The organism is Rhizobium sp. BR 250, from assembly GCF_047445855.1.
GTDB classification, from domain to species: Bacteria; Pseudomonadota; Alphaproteobacteria; order Rhizobiales; family Rhizobiaceae; genus Agrobacterium; species Agrobacterium tumefaciens_I.
The window spans coordinates 253,732-277,957 of sequence record NZ_JARWKW010000007.1; the positions used below are offsets into that span (position 1 = coordinate 253,732).

The 24,226-nt window shown below is 60.7% G+C and carries 23 protein-coding genes; 11 read left to right on the forward strand and 12 right to left on the reverse strand.

The genetic code is table 11. The annotated features are described in order from the left end of the window. Window positions 1-56: 56 nt before the first annotated feature. Window positions 57-1,556, forward strand: a complete 1,500-nt coding sequence (gene lysS / locus QD336_RS13925) for a lysine--tRNA ligase (RefSeq protein ID WP_269345376.1) — start codon at window positions 57-59, stop codon at window positions 1,554-1,556. Between the two features lie 445 nt (window positions 1,557-2,001). Continuing rightward, the gene (locus QD336_RS13930; RefSeq protein ID WP_499171086.1) at window positions 2,002-3,741 is read left to right on the forward strand and encodes a patatin-like phospholipase family protein; all 1,740 of its coding nucleotides are present in this window, start codon (window positions 2,002-2,004) and stop codon (window positions 3,739-3,741) included. A 55-nt stretch (window positions 3,742-3,796) separates the two neighbouring features. Here QD336_RS13930 and QD336_RS13935 read toward each other — a convergent pair whose 3' ends face one another. Continuing rightward, the gene (locus QD336_RS13935) at window positions 3,797-4,726 is read right to left on the reverse strand and encodes a hypothetical protein (protein WP_269345373.1); all 930 of its coding nucleotides are present in this window, start codon (window positions 4,724-4,726) and stop codon (window positions 3,797-3,799) included. 285 nt (window positions 4,727-5,011) lie between these two features. On the opposite strand from QD336_RS13935, the gene QD336_RS13940 reads away from it, so the two are divergent. From QD336_RS13940 to QD336_RS13960, 5 genes are all read left to right on the forward strand, one after another. Next, window positions 5,012-5,902 carry a metal ABC transporter substrate-binding protein gene (locus tag QD336_RS13940; RefSeq protein WP_269345371.1) on the forward strand — a complete coding sequence of 297 codons (891 nt, stop codon included), beginning with the start codon at window positions 5,012-5,014 and terminating at the stop codon, window positions 5,900-5,902. Then, complete coding sequence (locus QD336_RS13945; RefSeq protein ID WP_269345369.1) at window positions 5,899-6,807, forward strand: manganese/iron ABC transporter ATP-binding protein; 909 nt, start codon at window positions 5,899-5,901, stop codon at window positions 6,805-6,807. Before QD336_RS13940 ends, QD336_RS13945 begins: the two co-directional genes overlap by 4 nt. Beyond that, window positions 6,788-7,648, forward strand: coding sequence for a metal ABC transporter permease (locus tag QD336_RS13950; RefSeq protein WP_269345368.1), 861 nt, complete (start codon window positions 6,788-6,790; stop codon window positions 7,646-7,648). Before QD336_RS13945 ends, QD336_RS13950 begins: the two co-directional genes overlap by 20 nt. Further along, window positions 7,645-8,499 (forward strand): metal ABC transporter permease, encoded by an 855-nt coding sequence (locus tag QD336_RS13955; RefSeq protein ID WP_269345367.1) that lies wholly within the window; start codon window positions 7,645-7,647, stop codon window positions 8,497-8,499. Before QD336_RS13950 ends, QD336_RS13955 begins: the two co-directional genes overlap by 4 nt. Window positions 8,500-8,608: 109 nt before the next feature. Next, window positions 8,609-8,782, forward strand: a complete 174-nt coding sequence (locus QD336_RS13960; protein ID WP_003499086.1) for a DUF1328 domain-containing protein — start codon at window positions 8,609-8,611, stop codon at window positions 8,780-8,782. A 55-nt stretch (window positions 8,783-8,837) separates the two neighbouring features. On the opposite strand, the gene QD336_RS13965 is transcribed toward QD336_RS13960, so the two are convergent. After that, window positions 8,838-9,569: an SDR family oxidoreductase gene (locus QD336_RS13965; RefSeq protein ID WP_269345364.1), complete on the reverse strand. Its 732-nt coding sequence runs from the start codon at window positions 9,567-9,569 to the stop codon at window positions 8,838-8,840. 202 nt (window positions 9,570-9,771) lie between these two features. Here QD336_RS13965 and QD336_RS13970 point away from each other — a divergent pair, with 202 nt between their 5' ends. Continuing rightward, window positions 9,772-10,539: an IclR family transcriptional regulator gene (locus QD336_RS13970; RefSeq protein WP_269345362.1), complete on the forward strand. Its 768-nt coding sequence runs from the start codon at window positions 9,772-9,774 to the stop codon at window positions 10,537-10,539. A gap of 326 nt (window positions 10,540-10,865) precedes the next feature. On the opposite strand, the gene tal is transcribed toward QD336_RS13970, so the two are convergent. Beyond that, a complete protein-coding gene (tal, locus tag QD336_RS13975; protein ID WP_269345360.1) occupies window positions 10,866-11,831 on the reverse strand; it encodes a transaldolase in 966 nt (321 codons plus the stop codon). A 204-nt stretch (window positions 11,832-12,035) separates the two neighbouring features. Here tal and QD336_RS13980 point away from each other — a divergent pair, with 204 nt between their 5' ends. Next, window positions 12,036-13,034 carry a sugar-binding transcriptional regulator gene (locus tag QD336_RS13980; RefSeq protein WP_269345359.1) on the forward strand — a complete coding sequence of 333 codons (999 nt, stop codon included), beginning with the start codon at window positions 12,036-12,038 and terminating at the stop codon, window positions 13,032-13,034. Between the two features lie 312 nt (window positions 13,035-13,346). Here the strand turns inward: QD336_RS13980 and QD336_RS13985 are convergent, their stop codons facing one another. Both QD336_RS13985 and QD336_RS13990 read right to left on the reverse strand, forming a co-directional pair. Then, window positions 13,347-14,219, reverse strand: a complete 873-nt coding sequence (locus QD336_RS13985) for a methylated-DNA--[protein]-cysteine S-methyltransferase (RefSeq protein ID WP_269345357.1) — start codon at window positions 14,217-14,219, stop codon at window positions 13,347-13,349. A 133-nt stretch (window positions 14,220-14,352) separates the two neighbouring features. Beyond that, window positions 14,353-14,835, reverse strand: coding sequence for a DUF2244 domain-containing protein (locus QD336_RS13990; RefSeq protein ID WP_269345356.1), 483 nt, complete (start codon window positions 14,833-14,835; stop codon window positions 14,353-14,355). 37 nt (window positions 14,836-14,872) lie between these two features. Between QD336_RS13990 and nth the strand changes: the two genes are divergently transcribed. After that, the gene (gene nth, locus QD336_RS13995; protein WP_269345354.1) at window positions 14,873-15,655 is read left to right on the forward strand and encodes an endonuclease III; all 783 of its coding nucleotides are present in this window, start codon (window positions 14,873-14,875) and stop codon (window positions 15,653-15,655) included. Here nth and QD336_RS14000 read toward each other — a convergent pair. Continuing rightward, complete coding sequence (locus tag QD336_RS14000) at window positions 15,617-16,354, reverse strand: sulfate transporter family protein (protein ID WP_269345352.1); 738 nt, start codon at window positions 16,352-16,354, stop codon at window positions 15,617-15,619. The two genes, nth and QD336_RS14000, sit on opposite strands and share 39 nt — an antisense overlap. Before the next feature lie 297 nt (window positions 16,355-16,651). On the opposite strand from QD336_RS14000, the gene QD336_RS14005 reads away from it, so the two are divergent. Then, window positions 16,652-17,485: a MurR/RpiR family transcriptional regulator gene (locus tag QD336_RS14005; protein ID WP_269345350.1), complete on the forward strand. Its 834-nt coding sequence runs from the start codon at window positions 16,652-16,654 to the stop codon at window positions 17,483-17,485. A gap of 222 nt (window positions 17,486-17,707) precedes the next feature. On the opposite strand, the gene QD336_RS14010 is transcribed toward QD336_RS14005, so the two are convergent. From QD336_RS14010 to QD336_RS14035, 6 genes are all read right to left on the reverse strand, one after another. Further along, entirely contained in the window at window positions 17,708-19,282 is a 1,575-nt protein-coding gene (locus QD336_RS14010) for an FGGY-family carbohydrate kinase (protein ID WP_269345348.1), read from the reverse strand. A gap of 63 nt (window positions 19,283-19,345) precedes the next feature. Further along, window positions 19,346-20,065, reverse strand: coding sequence for an HAD family hydrolase (locus QD336_RS14015; protein ID WP_269345778.1), 720 nt, complete (start codon window positions 20,063-20,065; stop codon window positions 19,346-19,348). 7 nt (window positions 20,066-20,072) lie between these two features. Then, window positions 20,073-21,557: a mannitol dehydrogenase family protein gene (locus tag QD336_RS14020; RefSeq protein WP_269345346.1), complete on the reverse strand. Its 1,485-nt coding sequence runs from the start codon at window positions 21,555-21,557 to the stop codon at window positions 20,073-20,075. A 58-nt stretch (window positions 21,558-21,615) separates the two neighbouring features. Continuing rightward, window positions 21,616-22,392 carry an L-iditol 2-dehydrogenase gene (locus QD336_RS14025; protein WP_269345344.1) on the reverse strand — a complete coding sequence of 259 codons (777 nt, stop codon included), beginning with the start codon at window positions 22,390-22,392 and terminating at the stop codon, window positions 21,616-21,618. Continuing rightward, window positions 22,389-23,387 (reverse strand): ABC transporter ATP-binding protein, encoded by a 999-nt coding sequence (locus QD336_RS14030; RefSeq protein ID WP_269345343.1) that lies wholly within the window; start codon window positions 23,385-23,387, stop codon window positions 22,389-22,391. The genes QD336_RS14025 and QD336_RS14030 overlap by 4 nt, the downstream gene beginning before the upstream one ends. A 12-nt stretch (window positions 23,388-23,399) precedes the next feature. Then, window positions 23,400-24,224: a carbohydrate ABC transporter permease gene (locus QD336_RS14035; protein ID WP_269345341.1), complete on the reverse strand. Its 825-nt coding sequence runs from the start codon at window positions 24,222-24,224 to the stop codon at window positions 23,400-23,402. Window positions 24,225-24,226 lie beyond the last annotated feature (2 nt).

The window sequence follows — 24,226 nt, forward strand, 5'->3', positions numbered from 1 at the left end:
GGTAGCCCCGAGCGCAAAGGGTAACCGCAACGAACAAGCCCGCTAAGGCAAAAATCATGACCGAAACCAAGACCGAAACCACCGCCCTCTCCTCCGACGCCACCGAAGTGCGCCGCCAGAAGCTTGCGCTGCTGCGCGAGCAGATCGGCGATGTCTATCCGGCGCATTTCCACCGCACGCTGACCAATGCCGAGCTTGCGGAAAAATATGCCGATATCGAAGCCGACGTCGAGACCGGCGATACGGTGACGGTGGCGGGTCGTGTTTATTCCTCGCGCAATTCCGGCATGTTCATGGATATCCATGACGCCTCGGGCAAGGTGCAGATTTTCTCCCACAAGGATACAACGCCGGAAGCGGCCCGTAACCTGCTGCCGATGATCGATATCGGCGACATCATCGGCGTCACCGGCAAGGTGCGCCGCACCAAGCGTGGCGAGCTGACGATCAACGCCGAAGAAATCACCATGCTGACGAAGTCGCTGCTGCCCATGCCCGAAAAGTGGCATGGCGTCTCCGACATCGAGCTGCGTTACCGCAAGCGTCACCTCGACATCCTCGCCAACGAGGAATCCAAGCTGCGCTTCCTGCAGCGCTCGAAGATCCTCTCCGGCATCCGTCGTTTCATGGAGGCCGAAGGCTTCCTCGAAGTGGAAACGCCGATGCTGCAGACCGTTTATGGCGGTGCAACCGCCGATCCGTTCAAGACCTTCCACAACACGCTGAAGATGGACATGTACCTGCGCATCGCGCCGGAACTGTTCCTGAAGCGCACGCTGGTTTCCGGCCTTTCCGACAAGGTCTTCGAAATCAACCGCAACTTCCGCAATGAAGGCGTTTCCACAAGGCACAATCCTGAATTCACCATGATGGAGTGCTACTGGGCCTATGCCGACTACGAAGACATCATGGGTCTCGTGGAGCGGCTGTTCGAGACGCTGGCGATCTCGCTGCACGGCACCACCGAAGTCGAATTCCAGGGCCAGACGATCTCCTTCAAGGGTCCGTTCAAGCGCGTGCCGATGCCGGATGCGGTGAAGGAAGCGACCGGTATCGACTTCCTCGCCATCAAGACGGATGAAGAAGCCCGCGCTGCCGCCAAGGCTGCCGGTTTTGCCGTCGAGAAAGACTGGACCTGGGGCGAATGCCTTGCCTTCATCTTCGAAGAGAAGGTGGAAGGCACGCTGATCCAGCCGAGCCATGTCACGCATTTCCCGAAGGACATCTCGCCCTTCGCCAAGGAAGTGCCGGGCGAACCGCGCCTCGTCGAGCGTTTCGAAAGCTATTGCAACGCCTGGGAAGTGGGCAACGCCTTCTCCGAACTCAATGATCCGGAAGAACAGCGCCGCCGCATGGTGGAACAGCTGGAACAGGCGCATGCCCGCGGCGAAAAGGACAAGCAACTGGACGACGAGTTCCTCGACGCCATCGACCAGGGCATGCCGCCCGCCGGTGGCCTCGGCATCGGTGTCGACCGCCTGATCATGCTGCTCACCAACGCCCCGTCGATCCGCGACGTCATCCTCTTCCCGGCCCGCCGCAACAAGGCGGACTGAACCAATAAACCACAGGCGGCCTCACGGCCGCCAGTCACACCGGCGTCATCCTTGGCCTCGTGCCGAGGATCTAATCCCGTCGAATAAAATCAATCGGTATCATCCTCTGGACAAGCCCGAGGATGATACCGAGAGACTATTGCCTCTCCATCACTCGCTTCAAAAGGCTGCAGGTCATCCGGAATTTAAACCGGACAGCAGTGGGACAGGCCCGACGATGACGTCGGCTCAGGTGACGAGACTTCGTCCCATCTTCCCGTCGATTTCCTGCCAGACACAAGACATGGCGAAGTAGTTATCCGACTTTCAGTGAACGGATCGAATAAGTTTATTTAACTTTCAGTAGAATATACTGGCGGCTTCACTTCAACTTGTGATACCCATTCTCCATCATTCGCATTGTGTTTGACGGCTTTCGATCAACGAGACCGTGGGGGAGATACGCATGCCCGAGAATGAGCTTCCCAGATACCTGCCCGATATGTTCGCCGCACCTGAAAAGGAATGCGACGTGGTGATGAAGGGCGGCATCACCTCCGGTGTCGTTTATCCCTATGCCGTCCTTGAACTGGCGCGCCGCTATCGCTTCCGCTCGATAGGCGGCACGTCGGCCGGGGCGATTGCCGCCGCTTTCGCGGCGGCGGCGGAATATTCGCGCACCGTCAGAGGCGATCCGGAAGGGTTCACCCGCCTGCAGGCCCATTGCGATACGATACCCCAAATCCTGGGCACGCTTTTCCAGCCGGATCGCCGTTTTCGCCCACTGATGCAATATCTGCTATGGGCACAGGCTGGCGGCTGGCCGGGCAAGGTGCTGGGCCTGCCCTTGGCTTTTCCGCTGGCCTCGATAGCGGGAATCGCAATCGGCGCCGGTGCATTGTGGGCGATGGGCGGAGGTTGCGCCGGGTCAATTCTCGGCGGGCTGGTGGGGCTGCTGATTGGAATTATCGCCCAGATCGCCTGGCTGGTTTTCCACCGGTTGCCACAGGAAGGATTCGGCTTCTGTTCGGGATTGACGGTTTCCGGCACGGGAGCGCCGGGCCTTACGGAGTGGCTTCATGCGTCGATCCAGGACATTGCTTTCGGCAGCGAAGCCGCGACGGCGCCGCCGCTCACCTTTGGTGATCTGGCAGGCGACGATCCGGAGAAGCCGCGCATAAACCTGAAGATGGTCACGACGAATCTGTCGATGCGGCGGCCCCACACGCTTCCTACCACAAACCTCGTGGTGGCTTATGAGCCGAAAGAATGGAGCAAGCTCTTCCCCGCTGCCGTGATGAACTGGCTGAAGCAGATCGCGACACCCGGAGGCCGCTTTCCCGAGCTCAGGGCTTTCCCGGAGCCCGCCCAGTTGCCGGTCATCGTCGCCACACGCATGAGCCTCAGCTTTCCGGTGCTGTTCAAGGCCATTCCGGCCTATACCAATGACCACGGCACGCTCGACATATTGCGGCGTATCGATAGCAAGGGGCCGCCCGTCATCAAGGCGAAAATCTGGTTCTCGGATGGCGGGATCAGCAGCAACTTCCCGATCCACCTTTTCGATGCCCTGCTGCCATCCCGTCCCACCTTCGCGCTCAGCCTCGACGAGCTGCCGAAATCCGTCGCCAGCAACAGCAGGCGCGTTACGATTCCGCAGGCGGCCGGTGAAGGAATAGGCGTGCCCGTTCACAAGATGGAGAAAATGAGCGGTTTCCTCGGAAGCATCCTCAGTTCGGCGAAGGACTGGCAGGACCAATCCCTCGCCACCATGCCGGGGCAGAGAGAGCGCATCGCCCGCGTCTTCCTCACCCCGGAGGAAGGCGGGCTGAACCTGACCATGCCGCCGGAGCGCTCGGCGAAACTGATGAGTTACGGCCTTGAGGTCGGGTCACTCTTTGCCACTGGCGCGCTGGATTTTGACGAGCATCGCTGGCGACGTGCGCTGGTTGCCTATGACAGGCTGGAAGACGCGGTGTTAGCGACGGAGCGCGTCTGGAACGACGGCAAATACGAAGAATGGCTGACCGATTACGTCGACAACATCAAAAGCTATCAATCCGTGACCAAGAGCGACCGGGAAAAACTGATCGCCCGGATCGCCGCCTTTGCCGCCCTGTCGCAGAATTTCTCCCCGGCAATTGTCGGTAAGCGCCGGAAATTTCCAAATCCAATCGGCCGCTTGCGAATCGGGCCCGAAACCTGACCAGTTCGGAGGATGAAACCCTGCAACGGCTTCGGGAGCAAACGGTCCGCGCTTCTTAGTGTCCCGGCGCCTTTTCCTTCGCACCCGGTTCTTCCGCCGGGGCATTTTCGCCTGCCGGCTTTTCCTCAGCCGCCTGCGCGGTGGTCGAGCCTTTTCCGAAGATCAGCGATTTCAGATAGGACAGGCTGAAGATGCTGCCGCCATCGGCCTCCGGCGTCGAGGTCAGGAGTTCATCGGCAGCGGGTTCGCCATGGGCCTGTGGAGATGGGGGCTCGCCATGGGCTCCGCCCTCGTCTTTCTCCGCCGGCGTGGAACTGTGGTCGCCGGCAGCCTCGCCCTTGCTTTCGCCATGAGCAGCCGCACCTTTGGCGGCCTTGCCGTCATGGCCTTCAGCACCGGCTTCCGAAGCAGGCGCCTCGCAATCGGCGGAATCGCTGAGGCTTGCCGCCATGGTTTCGGTGTCTTCGAGCGGCAGATCGATGCGCAGCCCGTAAAACTGGCCGCTGCCATTGGCCGCACCATCGTAATAAAAGGCGGAATAACGCCGGGCTTCGGCCCCCTCGGGAATCTTGGCGGGATCCGGAATGAAGACGACCTGTGCGGCAATCGCCCGGCCGCGCATTTCCGAGCGCAATTGCGGGCCGTTCTTGTCCAGCACGGAGACCTGAACCAGATCGGGTTTCTGCCTGTCGTAAACCGCTCTCGCGACGCGCAGCGCGGTCTTCAGCCGCTCCGTGCCGTTGCCACCTTCGGTGCGGATGAATTTGCGCACCCATAGGGCGCCGTTCTTGCGGATATTAACCGTCTGGACTGCGTCGCAGGAAAGCCCGTTGGTGGAGGCATAGGATGGGCCAAGCAGCCGCTCGCTGCCGATGAACACGGCAGCAGAGCCGGTCGCGCCCGCCAAAAGCAGGATCCCGCCTCCAATCATAACGAGCTTGCGCGAAAACCGCATTCGTCCGAATACAGCTTTCACCCGCAACATCCTGACATCAAGTACCCCGCCTATCGCCCTCACCCCAAAACGTGGCTCGAAGGATGAGGAACACACGTGGGACAAGCTCCGGACGTCGCTGTCCGAGCCTTGCGATAGTGCCGCTTTCTCATTGAAAAAAGTTTAATCCAACCGGCGCGGCGCCGGCAAAAACGCACCATTTTCAGACATTCGTGAAATTGCACTAATTTGCGAATGATTTGCAATAGCGTTGACAAGTGTGATTTTATAACGGATGGTATTGCGAATTAGTCGCAACAAAATCTGGTGAGCCCCGTGAACTTTCAAAAAATCCGGCATGCTGTTTTCGCCTTTTCGCTTCTTCTCCCCGGCGTGGCTCTCGCGCAGGAAAAACCGACGGTCGTAACCACCTTCACCATCATCGCCGATATGGCGCGCAACGTGGCGGGCGATGCGGCCAATGTGGAAAGCATCACCAAGCCCGGCGCCGAAATTCACAACTACCAGCCGACACCCCGCGATATTCTGAAGGCCCGCAAGGCCGATCTGGTGCTGCGCAATGGCCTCAATCTGGAATTGTGGTTCGAGAAGTTCCTGGCCAACCTTTCCGGCGTGCCGAGCGTGACGGTGAGCGAGGGTGTGGAACCCATGGCCATCAGCGGTGGCGCCTATCAGGGAAAACCCAATCCGCACGCCTGGATGTCGCCGGATAACGCATTGATCTATGTGGAAAATATCCGCAAGGGTCTTGCCGAAATCGACCCCTCCCATGCCGATGTCTACGCCGCCAATGCCAAGGCTTATTCGGACAAGATCAAGGCCACCGTGCAGCCGATCCGCGACACGCTTTCCGTTCTTCCCGAAGACAAGCGCTGGTTGGTGACGAGTGAAGGCGCCTTTTCTTATCTCGCCCGCGATTTCGGCTTGAAGGAACTGTTCCTGTGGCCGGTCAATGCCGACAGCCAGGGAACGCCCCAGCAGGTGCGCGGCGTGATCGACGCCATGCGCGAACACAATATCCAGGTCATCTTCAGCGAAAGCACGGTTTCGGCCGATCCCGCCCAGCAGGTGGCCAAGGAAACCGGCGCGGCCTATGGCGGCATCCTCTATGTGGATTCGCTGAGCGAAGCGGATGGCCCGGTTCCGACCTATCTGGACCTGTTGCGCGTGACGAGTGAAACCATCGCCAAGGGACTGTCTTCATGAGAATGGGCAGTAAAAAATCCGGCGGCGGCCTGACGGTTCAAAATGCGACAGTGACCTATCGAAACGGCCACACCGCATTAAGAAACGCCAGCTTTTCCATCCCCCGCGGAACGATCACTGCACTTGTCGGCGTCAATGGCGCCGGCAAGTCCACGATTTTCAAGGCGATCATGGGTTTTGTGCCGCTCGCCGCCGGTTCCGTCTCGATTTTCGATCTGCCGGTGAAGGAGGCGCTCCGGAAAAACCTCGTGGCTTATGTGCCTCAGGCCGAAGAAGTGGACTGGAGCTTTCCGGTGCTGGTGGAGGATGTGGTGATGATGGGCCGGTACGGCCACATGAATTTCCTGCGCATCCCTTCGAAACGCGATCACCAGATGGTGGAAGAAGCGCTGAAACGCGTCAACATGCTCGATTATCGCAAACGCCAGATCGGCGAGCTTTCCGGCGGGCAGAAGAAGCGGGTGTTTCTGGCCCGCGCGCTGGCGCAGGAGGGGCAGGTCATCCTGCTGGACGAGCCCTTCACCGGTGTCGACGTGACGACGGAAGAGCAGATCGTAGCACTTCTGAAGGCGCTGCGGGATGAGGGCCGGGTCATGCTGGTTTCCACCCATAATCTCGGCAGCGTGCCGGAATTCTGTGACCGCGCCGTCTTCGTCAAGGGCACGGTTCTGGCATCGGGCAAGACGGCGGATACCTTCAACGAGGAAAACCTGCAAAAGGCCTTTGGCGGCAGCCTACGCCACTTCGTGCTTGGCGGGGCCGACCTGCACAACGACGCCGATCCGCGCCGGGTAAAGGTCATCACCGATGATGAGCGACCCTTCGTGATCTACGGCAAGAATGGCCAGAACGGGCGCAACCCCGAGGCTCCGAAGGAAAAACTCGATGATAAACAGCCTTCTTGAGCCCTTTACCTATGGCTATATGCTGAACGCCATCTGGGTCAGCGCGCTGGTGGGGGGCGTCTGCGGGTTCCTCTCCGCCTATCTGATGCTGAAGGGCTGGTCGCTGATCGGCGATGCGCTTTCCCACGCCATCGTTCCCGGCGTGGCGGGCGCCTATATGCTGGGCCTGCCCTTTTCGCTCGGCGCCTTTCTCTCCGGCGGGCTTGCGGCCGGCTCCATGCTGTTCCTGAACCAGAAGACAAGGCTGAAGGAAGACGCGATCATCGGGCTGATCTTCACCTCGTTTTTCGGGCTTGGCCTGTTCATGGTTTCGCTCTCGCCGACCTCGATCAATATCCAGACCATCGTGCTCGGCAATATTCTGGCGATCACCGCCGAAGACACCATCCAGCTGGCGCTGATCGGCGGCATCAGCCTTCTCGTGCTGGCGCTGAAATGGCGTGACTTCATGGTGGTGTTCTTCGATGAAAACCACGCCCGCACCGTGGGGCTGAAACCGGAAGTGCTGAAGGTGATCTTCTTCACCCTGCTCGCCGCCTCCACGGTTGCGGCGCTACAGACGGTCGGGGCCTTCCTCGTCGTCGCCATGGTCGTGACGCCGGGCGCCACCGCCTATCTGCTCACCGACCGTTTCGAGCGGCTGATCCTGATGAGCCTCATCATCGGCGCGGCCACCAGCTTCGTCGGTGCCTATCTCAGCTATTTCCTCGATGGCGCGACCGGCGGCGTCATCGTCGTGCTGCAGACGGCGATCTTCCTTGCCGCCTTCGTCTTTGCACCCAAACACGGGCTTCTCGCTTCCAGAGCCAAGGCCCGCAAGGCGCTCGGAGAAACGCCATGAGCGAATATTTCGAACTGGCGCTCCTGCCGTTCCAGCTGCCTTTCATGCAATATGCCTTCGTCATCACGCTGATGATCGCGATGCCGATGGCGATGCTCTCCTGTCTTCTGGTGCTGAAGGGCTGGTCGCTGATGGGGGATGCCGTCTCCCATGCCGTGCTGCCCGGCGTGGTGGTGGCCTATATTGTCGGCATCCCGCTCTCCATCGGCGCCTTCATCGCCGGCATGATCTGCGCGCTCGGCACCGGTTTTATCAAGGAAAACAGCCGCATCAAGGAAGATACGGTGCTCGGCATCGTCTTTTCCGGCATGTTCGGGCTGGGGCTGGTGCTTTATGTGAAGGTGCAGAGCGATGTGCATCTCGACCACATCCTCTTCGGCGACATGCTGGGCATTGCGCCGTCAGACATGCTGGAGACCGGCCTGATCGCGCTTTTCGCGACGCTGTTCCTCGGCATCCTGCGCAAGGACCTCCTGGTCAACGCCTTCGATGCGCAGCATGCAAAAGCCATCGGCCTGCCGGTGCGTGTCCTGCATTACGGCCTGCTGATGGTTCTGTCGCTTACGGTCGTCGGCGCGCTGAAGGCGGTGGGCATCATCCTCTCGGTCGCCATGCTGGTGGCGCCGGGCGCGATCGCCTTCCTGCTGACACGGCGCTTCTCCGCCATGCTGCTGGTGGCCATTGCGGTGGCGATCGGCTCATCGCTGGCGGGTATATGGCTGAGCTTTCTGATCGATAGCGCCCCTGCCCCCACCATCGTGCTGTTCATGAGCCTTGCTTTCGTCGCAACCTTCATCCGCACCACCTGGAAAGCCCGCCAGATCGACGCTGCCGGTGAGACGGGCTTGTAAAAGAACGATTTTTGCGGGCGAGTGGAACATTTTCGCCTTTTGCGCGTCATTTTATCGAGCCTGTCGCGGCGCGGCGGGCTCGGGATAATTACGCAAAAGGGGAAGCGCCATGCTGAAATGGGCTCTTATTTTCTTTGTTATTTCTTTGATCGCAGGCGTATTCGGCTTTACCGGCATTTCCGCGGCGGCAGCGGGCGTGGCCCGCATTCTGTTCTTCATCGCCGTGGTGATCTTCCTGGTCTTCCTCGTGCTTGCGCTGATGGCCGGAAGCGCGGTCGTCTGAACGAAAAAGGCGACCGGGTTTTACGCCGGTCGCCTCTCTTTTCCCCTGTCTACAATCAGGCCGTCCAGCCGCCATCGATCACATGGATCTGGCCGGTAGTGAAACCTGCTTCGTCCGAAGCGAGATAGGTCACGAGCGCCGCGATTTCCTCCGGCGTGGCGATGCGGCCCATCGGCTGGCGGGCGATGAAGTCGGCCAATGCCTGCTCGTAATTGCCGGTGGCGCGCAGGCGGTCATGCAGGGACGGGCTGTCGACCGTGCCTGGGCAGATGGCGTTGCAGCGAATGCCTTTGGTGACGAAGTCGGCGGCGATCGCCTTGGTGAGACCCACCACGGCCGCCTTGGACGCGGTATAGGCGAAGCGGTTCGGCACGCCCTTCACGCTGGAAGCAACCGACGACATGTTGACGATCGCGCCCTTGCCCTTTTCCAGCATGCCGGGCAGGAAGGCGCGGCAGGTGCGGTACATGGCCTTGGCATTAAGATCGAAGGAGAAATCCCAGTCCTTCTCTTCACAGTCCAGAATGGTGCCGGCATGCACGAAACCGGCGCAGTTGAACAGCACGTCGGCATGGCCGATATCGGCGGCGAAATCCTTGACGCCATCGCCATCCAGCACGTTCAGAACCCGGGTTTCAGCGCCCTTGAGCGTCGAAAGCGCCTGCTCGTTGATATCGGTGGCGATGACACGCGCGCCGAGCGATATGAAACGCTCCGCCGTGGCCCGGCCGATACCCTGGCCGGCGGCGGTGATCACCACTGTCCGGCCGTTAAAATCCTGCACCATAAATAGCCTCCCGCTAAGGCGCACCCACCCTTTATGGACGGGCCGCTAAATTTCGATGATCTCAAATATGGATCGACAATTCATATGTAAACGCGGTATTCATATGGCGTCAAGCAGACTTGCGCGGTTCGCCGGTCTCGGGCAAGCCTATTTTCAGGCCGCCCTCCTTACCGGCGACCATGTGAACCATCCTCGAGGCCAGATGACCGACGACGACAGCGAAAGATACCGCGCCCCCGCCCTCGACAAGGGTCTGGACATTCTCGAGCTTCTGGCCCGCACCGATGGCGGGCTGACGCAGATCGAGATCGCCAAATCCATCGGAAAGAGCCCGAACGAACTTTACCGCATGCTGGACCGGCTGGTGCGCCGGGGTTACGTGCAGCGGCTTGATGGCGACCGTTTTTCGCTGACGCTGAAGATGTTCGGGCTGGCGCATTTCCACGCGCCGATCCGCCGGCTGGTCTCCTTCGCCGCACCGGTGATGCGCGATTTTTCCGCCAGCGCCGAACAGGCCTGCCATCTGGCGGTCTATGACCGCGGCAGCGTCGCTGTCATCGCCCAGCAGGAATCCTCCACCTATTGGGCCATGTCCATGCGGGTGGGTGCGCAGATGAGCCTGTTCCACACCGGCTCCGGCCATGTGCTTCTGGCCTTCCAGACCGAAGCGCAGCGCGAGATCATGATCACCGAACAGGTGCGCGGCAGCGGGGAAACCGTGCCGCCGGGCCTTGCCGAACGGCTTTCGGAGGTTCGTAAAAACGGCCTCGAATCCATGGACAGCCTGCAAACCGCCGGCGTGCGCAATATTTCCGCCCCTGTTCTGACGCTTGACGGCACGGCGCTCGCCGTCATCACCTGCCCCTATATCACACCGCTTGGCGGCAAGGCACCGACGCGCGAGGCCTGCGAGGATCTGATCCGCGAGGCGGCAAAGCACATCTCCGAAATCGTGACCGGAAGCGGCTGAACAAAAAAACGCGATCGGCAGGGACCCGATCGCGTTTCAAGTGACTGGAGATTTATGTCTCGTAAACGCGGGGGATGGCGGATGGTTCCCCTTTGAGATCGATGGCAAAACCCGGAAACCCCTCCTCCGTCATTCCGGCCTAGAGCCGTAATCCAGCCACGGCGCGTCTGCGCCGTGAGGGAAGTCTCAGGCGATCAAAGACTTGATCGCGCTGGACCCCGGATCAAGTCCGGGGTGACGGTGTACGGATGCTCCGCTTTCGCCAAACAGCCGATTTTCCGGTCGTATCAGCGGCCCAGGGGGAGCGCAATGTTCCCCTTTATTTGTCAGGCAGCCGCCAGCGTCAGTTCCTTGCGAACCATCTCGCGCAGCGTCACCAGATCCTTGGCGAAGAGACGGATACCTTCCGAGAGCTTTTCGGTGGCCATCGCATCTTCGTTCATCGCCCAGCGGAAAGCCTTTTCGTCAAGAGACTGCAGCGGCTCGGCCTTGACGTTGTCAGGCGAAAGTTTGCGTTCCAGCTTGCCGGTGTCCTTGTCCAGCTCTTCCAGCAGCGCCGGGCTGATCGTCAGGCGGTCGCAACCGGCCAATGCTTCGATTTCGCCGACATTGCGGAAGGAGGCGCCCATGACGACGGTGCTGATGCCATTGGCCTTGTAATAATTGTAGATGCTGCGCACCGAAACGACGCCCGGATCGGTCTCGGCGGTGTAGTTCTCGCCGGTCGATTTCTTGTACCAGTCGAGGATACGGCCGACGAAGGGCGAGATGAGGAAGACCTTGGCTTCGGCGCAGGCAATCGCCTGGGCCTGGGAGAAGAGCAGCGTCAGGTTGCAGTCGATGCCTTCGGACTGGAGAACCTCGGCGGCCTTGATGCCTTCCCAGGTGGAAGCAAGCTTGATGAGGATGCGTTCACGCTCGATGCCGCGCTCCTTGTAGGCGGCAATGATGTGGCGGGCCTTGGCGATGGAGGCTTGCGTATCGAAGGAAAGGTCGGCATCGACTTCGGTCGAGACACGGCCGGGAACGAGGCCGGCAAGAGCCGCACCCACGGAAATGGCGAGACGATCGGCAACGGCGGCAACCACGGCGTCGGACTGGCCGCCCTGCTTCTTGCCCCAAGCGACAGCTTCCTTCACCGCATCGGCAAAGGCCGGCGTGCCGAGCGCTTTCAGAACGATGGTCGGGTTGGTGGTGCAATCCACCGGCTTCAGGCGCGCAACCGCCTCGATATCGCCGGTATCGGCAACAACCGTAGTGATGGCGCGAAGTTGTTCGAGTTTGGACGTCATATCGAATGATCCTTCATGATCTCTTGAAAACTTGCTCAGCCGTCTTTTCGTTCCCGCACATGGTGCGCCCAAGGCCGAAATCGCGGTTTGTCCGGCTCAGACTATCGCAAGCGCCACGGCAAAAAGTCAAGACATTTGCGCATCGCAATTGACATAAGTTTCACGCCTGCGATACTCGGCCGCACATAAGGAATGACAAAAACCGTGGCGAAACTGAGAAGAGAGACCCATACGACCTATTCGGAAGCAGCTTCGCTGAGGCTGCGCGCGGCATGGCTTTATTATAACCAGGGCATGACGCAGAAAGATGTCGCCGAAAAACTGGGGATCAGCCGCTCCACCGTCATCCGCCTGCTCGACGAGGCGATGAAACGCTCCGAAGTGCAGATCTGGATCAACGAGGGCATCGAGGATTTCGTTTCGCTGGCCGGCGAGCTGGAGGCGGCCTACGGGCTGGACGAGGCCGTCATCATCCCCTCACCCGGCCCATCGACCGGCTCATCCACGGGCAAGATGGGTGCAGAAGGCACCGCCAAGGCCGTCGGCCTCGCGCTTGGGCAATTCCTCTCCGAAGTGGTGCCGAACGGCGCCACCATCGGCGTCGGCTGGGGCCGCACCATGACCGCCTCGCTTTCCAGCTTCCGACCGCCGCGCCGGGAAAACTGCAAGGTCGTCTCGCTGCTTGGCGGTATCGTCGCCGTGCACCAGACCAACCCGCTCGATTATACCTGGCGGCTGGCAAGCGCGCTCGGGGCGGAATGTTACATGTTCCTCGCACCGCTTTTGGTGGATTCGGTCGAGACCAAACGGGCGCTGATCGAAAAATGCGGGCTGGCGACGCTTTACGATCTCGCCGAGACGCTCGATCTCGCCATCGTCTCCTGCGGCGATATCGGCCCGCATTCCACCTCGCTGTCGGAAGGTTTCATCTCCAAGGAGACCCTGCGCGAACTCGTCGATGCCGGCTGCGTCTGCGACACCATGTTCAACTTCATCGATGCCGAAGGCCGCTCCGTCGATCATCCGATCAACCAGCGCGCCATGGCGATCGATCTCGATACGCTGCGCAAGGCCAAACACATCGTGCTCGCCTCCGGCGGCGCCCACCGCGCCATCGCCATCCGCGCCACGATCAAACGTATCGGCTGTAATACGCTGATTACCGACGAGGCGGCAGCGCGGGCATTGATGGAGCTGGTTTAGGCGTCGTCAGGCCATTCGCGGGGTGGCCCTCACAAACACCACCGTCATCCTCGGACTTGTCCCGAGGATCTGCAACCGATTGATTTTATTCGACGTGACTAAATCCTCGGCACAGGGCCGAGAATGACGCCGAGGGGATGGTTACCCTTCCCAACCGGCTTCTGGCCTCGGAGACAAACTCTTCGGTTTCCGCCTCAGCCAGCCCTGCCCTGATACCGCTTGTCCATTTCTCCTGCCATGACGGAGAACGGCGATGTGACAACGCATCGTCTACAATGCTATTTGGTGCGAGGCTCGAACGATCGACCAAACTCACACCTTCCCCGTTTCCCATCCCAGCATCGCCCGCTTGCGGGTGAGGCCCCAGTGGTAACCCGTCAGCGCCCCGCTTTTACCGACCGCGCGATGGCAGGGGACGACGAAGGAGACCGGGTTTGCCCCGACCGCGGCACCCACGGCACGGGAGGCGCTGGGCTGGCCGATGTCGCAGGCGATGTGCGAATAGGTGACGGCACGGCCCATCGGGATTTTCAGGAGGCTTTCCCAGACCCGCACCTGAAAATCCGTGCCGAGCAGCACGACGCGCAGCGGCCTGTCCGCCGACCATAGAGACGGTTCGAAGACGCGCGCCGCATAGGGCGCGGTCGCTTCGCGATCCTCGACATAATCCGCGTTCGGCCAGCGCCCGGTCATATCCTCGAAACAGGCCCGTTCTTCGCCCGGATCGGCAAAGGCACAGCCGGCAAGACCACGATCCGTTACCATGACGAGGGCAAGACCGAAGGGTGAGGCGTGGAAACCGTAACGGATCGTCAGCCCGCCACCCCTCGCCTTCCACTCGCCGGGCGACATGGCTTCATGGGTGACGAACAGATCATGCAGGCGCCCCGGCCCCGACATGCCGACCTCGATCGAGGTTTCCAGCAGCGGCAAATCCTCCTCGCGCAGCAGCCGCTTGGCGTGATCGAGCGTCACGGCCTGCAAAAATGCCTTGGGCGAAAGACCGGCCCAGCGGGTGAAGGTTTTCTGCAATTGCGTCGGCGACTGGCCAAGCCTTGCGGCAATGGCTTCCAGCGAAGGCTGCTCGCGATAATCCAGCGTCAACAGCTCGATGACCCCGCGCACCGTGTCGTAGTCCGATCCGATGGGGGTGATGTCTTCGTTCAGCGTAATATTGGCGTTCATCGCAGGTCTCCTAACGCTTCACAGAAAACCACTAAAGCGCCGTCGTCTCCACCCGTTTCTTGCCTCATGGTCCGTTTCTACCGTCATACCGGCCTCGCGCCGGTATGACGGAGAGATAGAATATACCGCGCCATCACATCCGCCGTCGCACGGTCGCCAGCGCGCCGCCGAAAGCCTTGGCGAAACTTTCCCTGTCATCCGGGTTGAGAAACGAGCCGATATCGGTTGCCCGGCCTTCACCCGTCACATGCATGGAAACGATGCCGATCTCCTCATGCCTTCTCACCCGGAAGCGCGCCCAGAAGGGGTTGAAACGGTGCTCCACCATGCGCCCGGTGGGAGAAAATTTGCGGATCGACAGGTTCGTGCGCGAGACGCTGACCTCTTCGCGCGCCTTCGCGGCGCGGTAATTGGCGCGGAAGGCGATATAAAGCAGCAGGAAATCCAGCCCGAAAAACAGGCCGACCGGCCAGGCGCCGGTGGCGAGGAAAAAGCCGCCATAAACAAGGCAGGCGAAGCCCGACAAAAGCAGGAGCAGCCGGAAACCCCTTCTGCCAAGCGAACGGTGCGGAACGAGTTCCGCCGCGAAAATCGGCTGGTCGTTGAGCGTATCCACGTTGCTTTCCTCAAGGCGGGCTGGCTATAGATAGTCCATGACAGTCGCCAAGAAACGATCCAGCACCCAAACATTGAAAAAGTCAAATCCGGCATCCACGCGGAAGGCGGCACGGGTGAAAACGGCCTATTCGAAGGACGAACTCACCGAAATCTTCCGCCGTTTTTCCATTCAGCGGCCGGAACCAAAAGGCGAACTGGAACACACCAATCCCTTCACCCTGCTGGTGGCCGTGGCGCTTTCCGCGCAGGCGACCGATGTTGGCGTGAACCGGGCGACAAGGGCACTGTTCAAGGTGGCCGATACGCCGGAAAAAATGCTGGCGCTCGGCGAGGAGCAGCTGATCGGCCACATCAAGACCATCGGCCTTTATCGCAACAAGGCGAAAAACGTCATCGCGCTATCACAGATGCTGATCGACAATTTCGGTGGCGAGGTGCCGAAGACGCGCGAGGAACTGGTGACCCTGCCGGGCGTCGGCCGCAAGACGGCCAATGTGGTGATGTCGATGGCCTTCGGCGTGCCCACGCTCGCAGTGGATACACATGTGTTCCGCATTGCCAACCGGCTCTGTCTTGCACCGGGGAAAACCCCGGACGAGGTGGAAGACCGGCTGGTCCGCATCATTCCCGAGCAATATCTCTTCCATGCCCATCACTGGCTGATCCTGCACGGGCGTTATTGCTGCAAGGCGCGCAAGCCGGAATGCGAACGCTGCGTGATCGCCGATATCTGCAAATCGCCGGAAAAGACCTTCGATATTCCGGCCCCGCTTGAGGAGTTACCCGCGCAACTGTTCGGTGCGGCCGGCGGCGAATGAGGGATCGCGCCGGCTGACGGCCTTGTGCAGATGCACCATCATCGAGGCGGCAAAAAGCGGCGTCAAAAGGTTGAGGAACGGCACCGCCAGGAAGGCCGCGATCACCAGCCCGGCCATGAAGACGGTGGTGCGGTGTTTTGAGCGAAACTGCCGGGCTTCCACGGGGGAGCGGAAACGCATCGCAGCGAATTCAAAAAATTCCCGGCCGAGCAGATAGCCGTTCACCAGAAAAAACGCGATGAGATTGATGCCCGGCACCAGAAGCAGCAACAGCGCGACGAGGTTGCCGGCAATGACAACACCGAAGAACTTGATGGACGACAGAACGGCCTCGCCGACCGGCATCGCCTTGCCCGGCGGATCGTTCGGATAGGTCTTTTTTTCAACCACTTCCGCGACATCGTCGAGAAACAGGCCCGCAATAACTGCGGTAACCGGCGAAATGAGCAGCGCCAGCGCCAGGGCAAGCCCGATGCCGGCGAAAATGGCGAAGACGAAGGTCAGCCAGCCGGCCCAGTCCGGCACGCCGGGGATCAGCGTATCCACCCATGGCAGGGCGAAATAGATGAAGATGGAGCGGATGGCGAACCACAGCGCCGCCAGCACGAGAAGCGTGAGCCCAAGAACCTTCCAGAACACCGAGCGGGTCTCGGCGGCAAAGAGATTGTGGAATGCAAGCCGCGCCGCATCAAATATCATTCGGAACTCCTCGACGCCTCTCGCGTTGAAACAACCTTACACGGCGAGAGATAGGCGCTGCCCACCCACTCTGCAAGACAGGTGGAAAACGCCGAATTCCCGGATTTAAACCGCAGATGGAATTTCTCTTGAATAAAAGGTATCTCTAAAATATAATAATCCACCTATAAGAATTCGCATTCCGGTCCGGTGGAGGACAAGGCCGGAAAAGCTTTCCCCCACCGTCAAATTGCGGTTCGCACGCTCGTCTGCGCGCGCGCATGCATCATCGTTCAATAAAGATAAAAGAATGAGGCGTTGGTGGAAAAGCTGCTGTTGAACCTTACGCGCGCCATGAAGGCGGGAACACCTTCCGAGCGCAAGATCGCTAAATATCTGATCGAGCATCTGGACGAATTGCCGTTCGAGACGGCGCAGACGCTGGCTGTGAAGCTCAGCCTCAGCCCGATGACGGTCGGCCGCTTCCTGCGGTCGCTGGGCTACCGGCAGTTCAGCGATATCCGCGCCGATCTGCGCCATGCGGAAGAGGCGGCCGGCGTAGAACGCCCTGTAATGGCCGAGAGCGGCGAGCGCCATTCCAACCCGTTTTCGCAGCTCCTGTCGCAGCAGATTCAGGCGATCCAGACCGCCTTCGACATGACCAACCAGCCGATCTGGCGCCTTGCAATGAACGAGATCTCCACGGCGGGCGATGTTTTTCTGGCGACCTCTCCGGAGGGCCTCGATGCCGCGCGGCATTTTTACGGACGGCTTCTGGAATGCCGAAGCCACATTCATGACCTCGGCAGCGACAGTGCCGCCCATGTCGCCCTGTGGGATTCCGATCCCGCGCGCACCCTGCTCGTCATCATGGATTGTGGCGGCAACCTTTCGCCCCTGCAGCGCCTGTTGGCCATGGCCCGCAAGAGCGGTTACAGGACGCTTTTGATCACCACCCGTTTTTATGAATGGGGACCGGAAAGCGCCGATATCTGTCTTGCCATGCCGCAAGCCCAGAATGGCGGCCAGAGCCTGCTGCAACTCGTCTCGCTTCTGGAATTCACCCTGTGCGCCCTCAGCGCCGGTGCCGATGACAGCAGCAAGGCCAGGGCAAAAAACGTTGCCGCCCTGAAGCGCTCACTGCGCACTTGACGGGCAACACTCAAAGGAGGGCAGGACACGGATAGGACGACATCAGCCTGTTTCTTCTCTCCGCCGGGGAGAAGGTCGCGGCAGCGAGATGAAGGGCAAGGATAACAATAAAAGGAAAGCCAGCCCCCTCATCCGGCCCCTCGGGCCACCTTCTCCCCGGCGGGGAGAAGAAACAGGCGGAACCCGTCCGGCATATTTCAGCCTTGCTATCTTCCTTGAAAGTTAAAGGCTTTCCAGTTCCTGGCGATGCCGGTACATGGCGAGAAAACGGCGGTAATCCCGCTCATAACGGGCTCTAAGCGCCGGATTTCCGGATATTTCCGCATTGCCCGGATACATGGCGCCTCCCGCCGCCGCGAGGTTCGCATGCACGCCGCCCGCCGTTGCCGCCGTCATTGCCGTGCCGAGAAGCACGGCGTCGGCGGTGGCCGGAACCACGATGCGCTTGCCCGTCACGTCGGCGTAAAGTTCCATCAGCAGCGGGTTCTTCACATGCCCGCCGGTGACATGCAGGCTTTCCACCGCATAACCGAAGCGCTCCATGGCATCGAGTACATGGCGCGCGCCGAGCGCTATCGCTACGGCGGTGCGCCAGTAGAGACGGCAGAGGCTGTCGAAAGACGTGTCCAGCGTCAGGCCGCTGATGACGCCGACCGCGTGCGGATCGGCCAGCGGCGAACGGTTACCGTGGAAATCCGGCAGCACATGCAGCCGCTCGGCGAAGGCCTCGCCCTCGAGCGCGCGCAATTCGCTGACCCGGGCAACGATGCGGGCATGCAGCGCCATATCCGGCTCGCCGCCCGCCGCATGCATGCGCACGATATGATCGAGCAGCGCGCCGGTGGCCGATTGCCCGCCTTCCACCAGCCAGTGGCCGGGCAGAATGGCCTGCCAATAGGGGCCCCAGAGGCTGTGACCCGGCATCTGCCGCGGCGACATGGCGACAAGGCAGCTCGATGTGCCGGCGATCAGCGCCACATGCCGGCCGACATCGCCCGACAGGCAGCCGCCCAGCGCCCCAAGCGCGCCGGCATAGGCATCGATCATGCCCGCCGCCACCTGGCAGCCGGTGTCGAGGCCGAGTTCGGCCGCGGCTTCGGGTGAAAGCGGACCGATGCTTCCCCCCGGCATCACGGTGGTTTCGGGCAGCCCTGCCCGTTCCTTCAGATCACCAAGGCCGGCCAGTTCCAGATAATCCGCCTGCCAGCCGGGATTTTCCTGCGCCAGAAAATTCCACTTCGCCGTCTGCGTGCAATTGGAGCGCTGCGCCGAACCGGTCGCCTTCCATGTCAGGAAATCCGCGAGATCGAAGGCGAAGGACATGCGCGCCCAGCTTTGAGGCATATGCGCCTTCAGCCACATCAGCTTCGGCATCTGCATTTCCGGCGAAACACTGTCGCCGGCGAAATCGAGAACGCGGTGGCCGGATGCCGTCAGCCGGTCGGCCTCGTTTATCGCCCGGTGGTCGAGCCAGACGATGGTGTCGAAGCGATCCTGCCCCGTCATGGAAACAGAAACCGGCTCTCCCTGCGCGTCACGAATGACAAGCGAGCAGGTAGCATCGAAACCGATGGCGGCGATGCTTTGCGGCGGAACGCCGGCATCGGCAAGCGCCGCCTTCACGGCGATACAGACGGCATTCCATATATCGGTGGAATCATGCTCGGCGTGGTTTTCACGCGGCCGCTGCATGAGGATGGGATGGGTGGAGCGGGCGAGAAGCCGGCCGGCCGGATCGAAAATCCCGGCCCGCGCACTGGCCGTGCCGACATCGACAGCGACGAGATTTTGACGCATCAAGACTTCAATTCCATCCCTTGCGCAACGACCCGACGACGACGGCGGCAGGCAAGCTCAAGCTCAGCCCGCGTCACGTTGCACTTGGTCGTCAAAACCGCCCTTCCCCACATAATTGCCGACAAGTTGGACCAAATCCGGCATCGCGTCAAACACGGCATCAGCCCCGAGCCCGGCGATCTTCTCGCGGAATGCGGGAAAGCGCGCATGCGAACCACCGGTAAAGGCAAAAACGCCCATGCCGGCCGCCTTTGCGGCGGCAATGCCCGCCGGACTGTCCTCGATCACGATGCAGTGACGCGGTTCGGCACCCATTTCGCGCGCCGCATGCAGGAAAAGATCGGGCGCCGGCTTGCCGTTCCTGACCATGGTTGCGCTGAAGACATGCGGCTCGAACCGCTCGATCAGGCCGGTCAGCCCCAGCGAATATCGGATGCGCTCCGGCTGGCTGGAAGACGCCACGCAGCGCCGGAGAGCCTTCAGCCGGTCCAGCGTTTCGGCAATGCCCTCGATCGGGCGCAGCTCGGTGCGGAAACGCTCGAACAGCGTCGCGCGCATATGGTCGAGAAAATCGATGTCGGTCTCGACACCGTAATCGTCAAACAGCGTCGCCGTCATGCTGGCGACGCTGCGGCCGAGAAAGCGCTCATAGGCTTCCTCCTCTCCCATCGTCACGCCGAGATGGGAGAGCATGTCGAGAAGCACCGCGATCGAGACCGGCTCGCTGTCGACGAGAACGCCGTCGCAATCGAAAATCAGCAATGGTCCCGTCGGGTCTTCCATCTCGTGGTCACTTTTCGGCCAGCTTGTCATCCAGATAAAGCTGCAAGGTCTTCGCCGTGCCTTCTTGCCACAGCGTCTTCAGTGCATGGGCGAAGCGTTTACGGAAAAGCTCCGATTCGGCAACTGCCCCGAAGATATCGTCAAGCGCAAGGAAGGCCATCGGATCGTCCTTGGCCTTGATGGCCGCCGCCTGCAGGCGTTCGGCACTGGCATCGTTGAAGGTGATTTCCTTGCCGCTGTCCGAAGTGCCATAAAAATAGCGGCACCACAGCGCCGATACCAGCGAAAGCCCGATAATATCCTCACCGCGCGCCAACCGGTCGGCGGTGGAAGGCAGGATGAATTTCGGCTGGCGGTTGGAACCGTCCTGCGCCAGACGCGGTATCGTGTCGCCGATCTTCGGATTGAGGAAACGCCGCTCGATCAACGTGAAATAATCGTTGAGATCGGTATCGGGAACCGGGGGAATGACGGGAATGATCTCGTCCTTCTCGAGCTTTGCCAGGAACGCCCGGATCAGCGGATGTTCCATCGCCTCATGCACGAAATGAATGTCGAGCAGCGCCGCCGGATAGGCAATGGCCGCATGGCCGCCATTGAGGATGCGGATTTTCATGTGTTCGTAAGGCGCAACATCCTTCACGAACTGCACACCCGCCTTTTCGAGCGCAGGCCGGCCGGCGGGGAAATTATCCTCCATCACCCATTGCTTGAATTCCTCGCAGAAGACCGGCCAATTGTCATTGATGCCGAAATCGTCGCGGGCGATGTTGCGTTCGCGTTCGCCGGTGGCGGGCGTGATGCGGTCCACCATGGAATTGGGGAAAGCGACGTTTGCACCGATCCAGTCGGCAAAGGCCGGATCGGAGAGCGCCGCAAGCCCAACCACCGCATTTTTTGTGACCTTGCCATTGTGTGGAATGTTGTCGCAGGACATGACGGTGAAGGGGGAAAGCCCCCTGTCGCGTCGCGCCTTCAGCCCGGCGACGATCAGGCCGAAGACGGTTTTCGGCTGGGCCGGATGTTTCCCGTCCTCGGCAATCGCCGGGTGCTGCGGATTGAAGGAACCGGAAGCGTCGATGAAATAACCGCCTTCGGTAATCGTCATCGAGACGATGCGGATTTTCGGATCGGCGAGCGTATCGACAATGCGCTGTGTGTCGCCGACCATCAGAATATCAATCATCGGCCCGGTGACACGCGCACCGGTGCGGTTATTGTCCTGCTCCACCACAGTCGTCAGGAAATCCTGCGCGGCGAGCTTTTCCCGCATCACCGCATCGGAAGGCAGAACACCGGCGCCGATGATGGCGAAGTCATGATCCGTGCCCGTGTTGAACAGGTCATCCAGATAGACCGCCTGATGGGCGCGGTGGAAATTGCCGACACCGAAATGCACGATGCCGGCGGAGAGATCGTCGCGGGAATAGGCCGGAACCGCCGCGGTTTTTCTGGCGTCGTCAAGCGTTGCGAGGGAGAGTTTGCATGTCATGTCACGATCCTCGAAAGGGAAACGTTGTTCGTGCCGGTCACCGGGAAAGTCCCGGGGATCAGCTCATCCAGTTGCCGCCATCGACATTATAGGTCTGGGCGACGATGTATTCGGCTTCAGCCGAGGCAAGGAAGATCGCCATGCCGGTCAGGTCTTCGGCACGGCCCATGCGGCCGAAGGGTACGGCCTCTCCGACCAGCCGCTTCTTTTCACCGGCGGGGCGGTTTTCATATTTCGCAAACAGCGCGTCCACGCCGTCCCAGTGCTCACCATCGACCACGCCCGGCGCAATCGCATTGACGTTGATGCCGTGTTTGATGAGATCGAGCCCGGCCGATTGCGTGAGACTGATGACGGCGGCCTTGGTGGCGCAATAAACCGCCACAAGGGCCTCACCGCGCCGGCCCGCTTGGCTTGCCATGTTGATGATCTTGCCGCCTTTTCCCCGAGCGATCATTGTTTTTGCGGCGGCCTGCATCATGAACAGCGTGCCGGACACGTTGATCGAAAACAGCCGCTCGTAGCTCTCGCGTTTGATCTCGACAATCGGTGCGAGGTCAAAGAGCGCGGCATTGTTGATGAGGATATCGAGCCCGCCGGTCTGGCCCTCCACGGTGCGGATGGCGGTGTCGATCGAATGCTGTTTGGTCACGTCGAGTTCGACGGCATAGGCGTTCTCGCCAATCTCGCGGGCAGTCTTGCTGGCCCGCTCGAAATCGATATCGGCAATGGCGACCGTCGCGCCCTCGCGCAGATAGGCTTCGGCAAAGGCGCGGCCGATGCCGCGCGCCGAACCGGTAATCAGCGCGGATTTACCGTCCAGTCTCCCCGTCATATTGCGACACCCTTATCATCGAACCTGTGTATCTTTGTATCATCGGGTGTGATGAAGACGGTATCGCCATGCCTGCATTCGAACTCGCCATCGGCTCTGGCAGTGATCGGTCCGATGCCGTTGACCTCGAGATGCAGGAAGGTATCGGAGCCGAGATGTTCGGCGACGGTGACCTTGCCCTGCCACAGCCCGCTGTCCTTCGACAGCAGCAGATGTTCTGGCCGCACACCGGCGGTGGTGGCATTCTTGCTGCGGGCAAAGTCGCCGGTGATGAGGTTCATGCGCGGCGAGCCGATGAAGCCGGCGACGAAGAGGTTGGCGGGGGAGCGGTAGAGCTGCATCGGCGAGCCGACCTGCTCGATATTGCCGCGGTTGAGCACGACGATCTTGTCGGCCATGGTCATGGCCTCCACCTGGTCGTGGGTGACATAGATCATCGTTGTCTTCAGCGTGTTGTGCAGCTCGGAGATTTCCAGCCGCATGGTGCCGCGCAGCGCCGCATCGAGGTTGGAGAGCGGCTCGTCGAACAGGAAGGCGGAGGGTTCGCGCACGATGGCGCGGCCGATAGCCACACGCTGGCGCTGGCCGCCCGACAGCTGCGAGGGCCGGCGTTCGAGATAATCGGTAAGGTTCAGCACGCGAGCGGCGTCTTCCACCTTTTTATCGATCACCGCCTTGTCGAGCTTGGCCATCTTCAGCGGGAAGGCGATGTTGTTCCTGACGCTCATATGCGGATAAAGCGCATAGGACTGGAACACCATGGCAAGGCCGCGCTCGGCCGGGGCCTTTTCCGTCACATCCTTGCCGTCGATGATGATCTTGCCGCCGGAGACGTCTTCCAGCCCGGCGATCAGCCGCAAAAGCGTGGATTTGCCGCAGCCGGAGGGACCGACGAAGACGACGAACTCGCCGTCATGGATATCGAGATCGATCGACGGGATGACTTTCGCCTCACCGAAGAGCTTGGACACGGTCTGAAGGGAAATGCTGCCCATGTTTGTCGTTCCTTATTTCACGGCGCCAAAGGTCAGGCCACGCACGAGTTGTTTCTGCGAGAACCAGCCGATGACGAGAATGGGGGCGATCGCCATCATCGAGGCGGCCGAGAGTTTTGCCCAGAACAGCCCCTGCGGCGAGGAGAAGGAGGCGATGAAGGCCGTCAGCGGGGCGGCATTGGTGGTCGTCAGCCGGATGGTCCAGAAGGCTTCGTTCCAGGCGAGGATGACGTTCAAGAGCAGCGTCGAGGCAATGCCCGGCACCGCCATTGGTGTGAGCACATGCACGATCTCGTTCCACAGCGAGGCGCCATCCATGCGGGCGGCTTCCAGAATCTCGCCGGGGATTTCCCGGAAGTAAGTGTAGAGCATCCAGATGACGATCGGCAGGTTGATAAAGGTGAGCATGACGGTGAGGCCGATGCGGGTATCGAGCAGGCCGGCATTGCGGAAGATCAGATAGATCGGCACCAGCACGGCGACGGCCGGCATCATCTTGGTGGAGAGCATCCACATCAGAATGTCCTTGGTGCGTTTGGTCGGCGAGAACGCCATGGCCCAGGCGGCGGGAATGGCGATGATGAGCGCAATGATCGTCGAGCCGAGCGACAGCACCACCGAGTTCATGAAGGGCTTGAAGTAATCGCGCTGGGTCTGCACCGTGACATAATTCTCAAGCGTGCCCGAGGGAATGAGGCTGAAGCCGGCGATTGCTTCCGGCTCGGTCTTGAGCGAGGTGAGGAAGGCATAGAGGATCGGGAAGAACAGCAACAGCGCCACGGCCCAGGCCGCGATGGAAAAGCCGATCTTCGCACGTGTGGTTGTCTTGCGGGCCATGA

What these genes read in the sequence shown, in the direction of transcription:
- QD336_RS14000 (WP_269345352.1), bottom strand. Translation starts at nt 16,354, where the DNA reads ATGATATTTGATGCGGCGCGGCTTGCATTCCACAATCTCTTTGCCGCC.
- QD336_RS13930 (WP_499171086.1), top strand. Translation starts at nt 2,002, where the DNA reads ATGCCCGAGAATGAGCTTCCCAGATACCTGCCCGATATGTTCGCCGCA.
- QD336_RS13965 (WP_269345364.1), bottom strand. Translation starts at nt 9,569, where the DNA reads ATGGTGCAGGATTTTAACGGCCGGACAGTGGTGATCACCGCCGCCGGC.
- QD336_RS14020 (WP_269345346.1), bottom strand. Translation starts at nt 21,557, where the DNA reads ATGACATGCAAACTCTCCCTCGCAACGCTTGACGACGCCAGAAAAACC.
- nth (WP_269345354.1), top strand. Translation starts at nt 14,873, where the DNA reads ATGACAGTCGCCAAGAAACGATCCAGCACCCAAACATTGAAAAAGTCA.
- QD336_RS13970 (WP_269345362.1), top strand. Translation starts at nt 9,772, where the DNA reads ATGACCGACGACGACAGCGAAAGATACCGCGCCCCCGCCCTCGACAAG.
- QD336_RS14035 (WP_269345341.1), bottom strand. Translation starts at nt 24,224, where the DNA reads ATGGCCCGCAAGACAACCACACGTGCGAAGATCGGCTTTTCCATCGCG.
- QD336_RS13935 (WP_269345373.1), bottom strand. Translation starts at nt 4,726, where the DNA reads ATGTTGCGGGTGAAAGCTGTATTCGGACGAATGCGGTTTTCGCGCAAG.
- tal (WP_269345360.1), bottom strand. Translation starts at nt 11,831, where the DNA reads ATGACGTCCAAACTCGAACAACTTCGCGCCATCACTACGGTTGTTGCC.
- QD336_RS14010 (WP_269345348.1), bottom strand. Translation starts at nt 19,282, where the DNA reads ATGCGTCAAAATCTCGTCGCTGTCGATGTCGGCACGGCCAGTGCGCGG.
- QD336_RS13960 (WP_003499086.1), top strand. Translation starts at nt 8,609, where the DNA reads ATGCTGAAATGGGCTCTTATTTTCTTTGTTATTTCTTTGATCGCAGGC.
- QD336_RS13955 (WP_269345367.1), top strand. Translation starts at nt 7,645, where the DNA reads ATGAGCGAATATTTCGAACTGGCGCTCCTGCCGTTCCAGCTGCCTTTC.
- QD336_RS13950 (WP_269345368.1), top strand. Translation starts at nt 6,788, where the DNA reads ATGATAAACAGCCTTCTTGAGCCCTTTACCTATGGCTATATGCTGAAC.
- QD336_RS14015 (WP_269345778.1), bottom strand. Translation starts at nt 20,065, where the DNA reads ATGGAAGACCCGACGGGACCATTGCTGATTTTCGATTGCGACGGCGTT.
- QD336_RS13985 (WP_269345357.1), bottom strand. Translation starts at nt 14,219, where the DNA reads ATGAACGCCAATATTACGCTGAACGAAGACATCACCCCCATCGGATCG.
- QD336_RS13945 (WP_269345369.1), top strand. Translation starts at nt 5,899, where the DNA reads ATGAGAATGGGCAGTAAAAAATCCGGCGGCGGCCTGACGGTTCAAAAT.
- QD336_RS14030 (WP_269345343.1), bottom strand. Translation starts at nt 23,387, where the DNA reads ATGGGCAGCATTTCCCTTCAGACCGTGTCCAAGCTCTTCGGTGAGGCG.
- lysS (WP_269345376.1), top strand. Translation starts at nt 57, where the DNA reads ATGACCGAAACCAAGACCGAAACCACCGCCCTCTCCTCCGACGCCACC.
- QD336_RS14025 (WP_269345344.1), bottom strand. Translation starts at nt 22,392, where the DNA reads ATGACGGGGAGACTGGACGGTAAATCCGCGCTGATTACCGGTTCGGCG.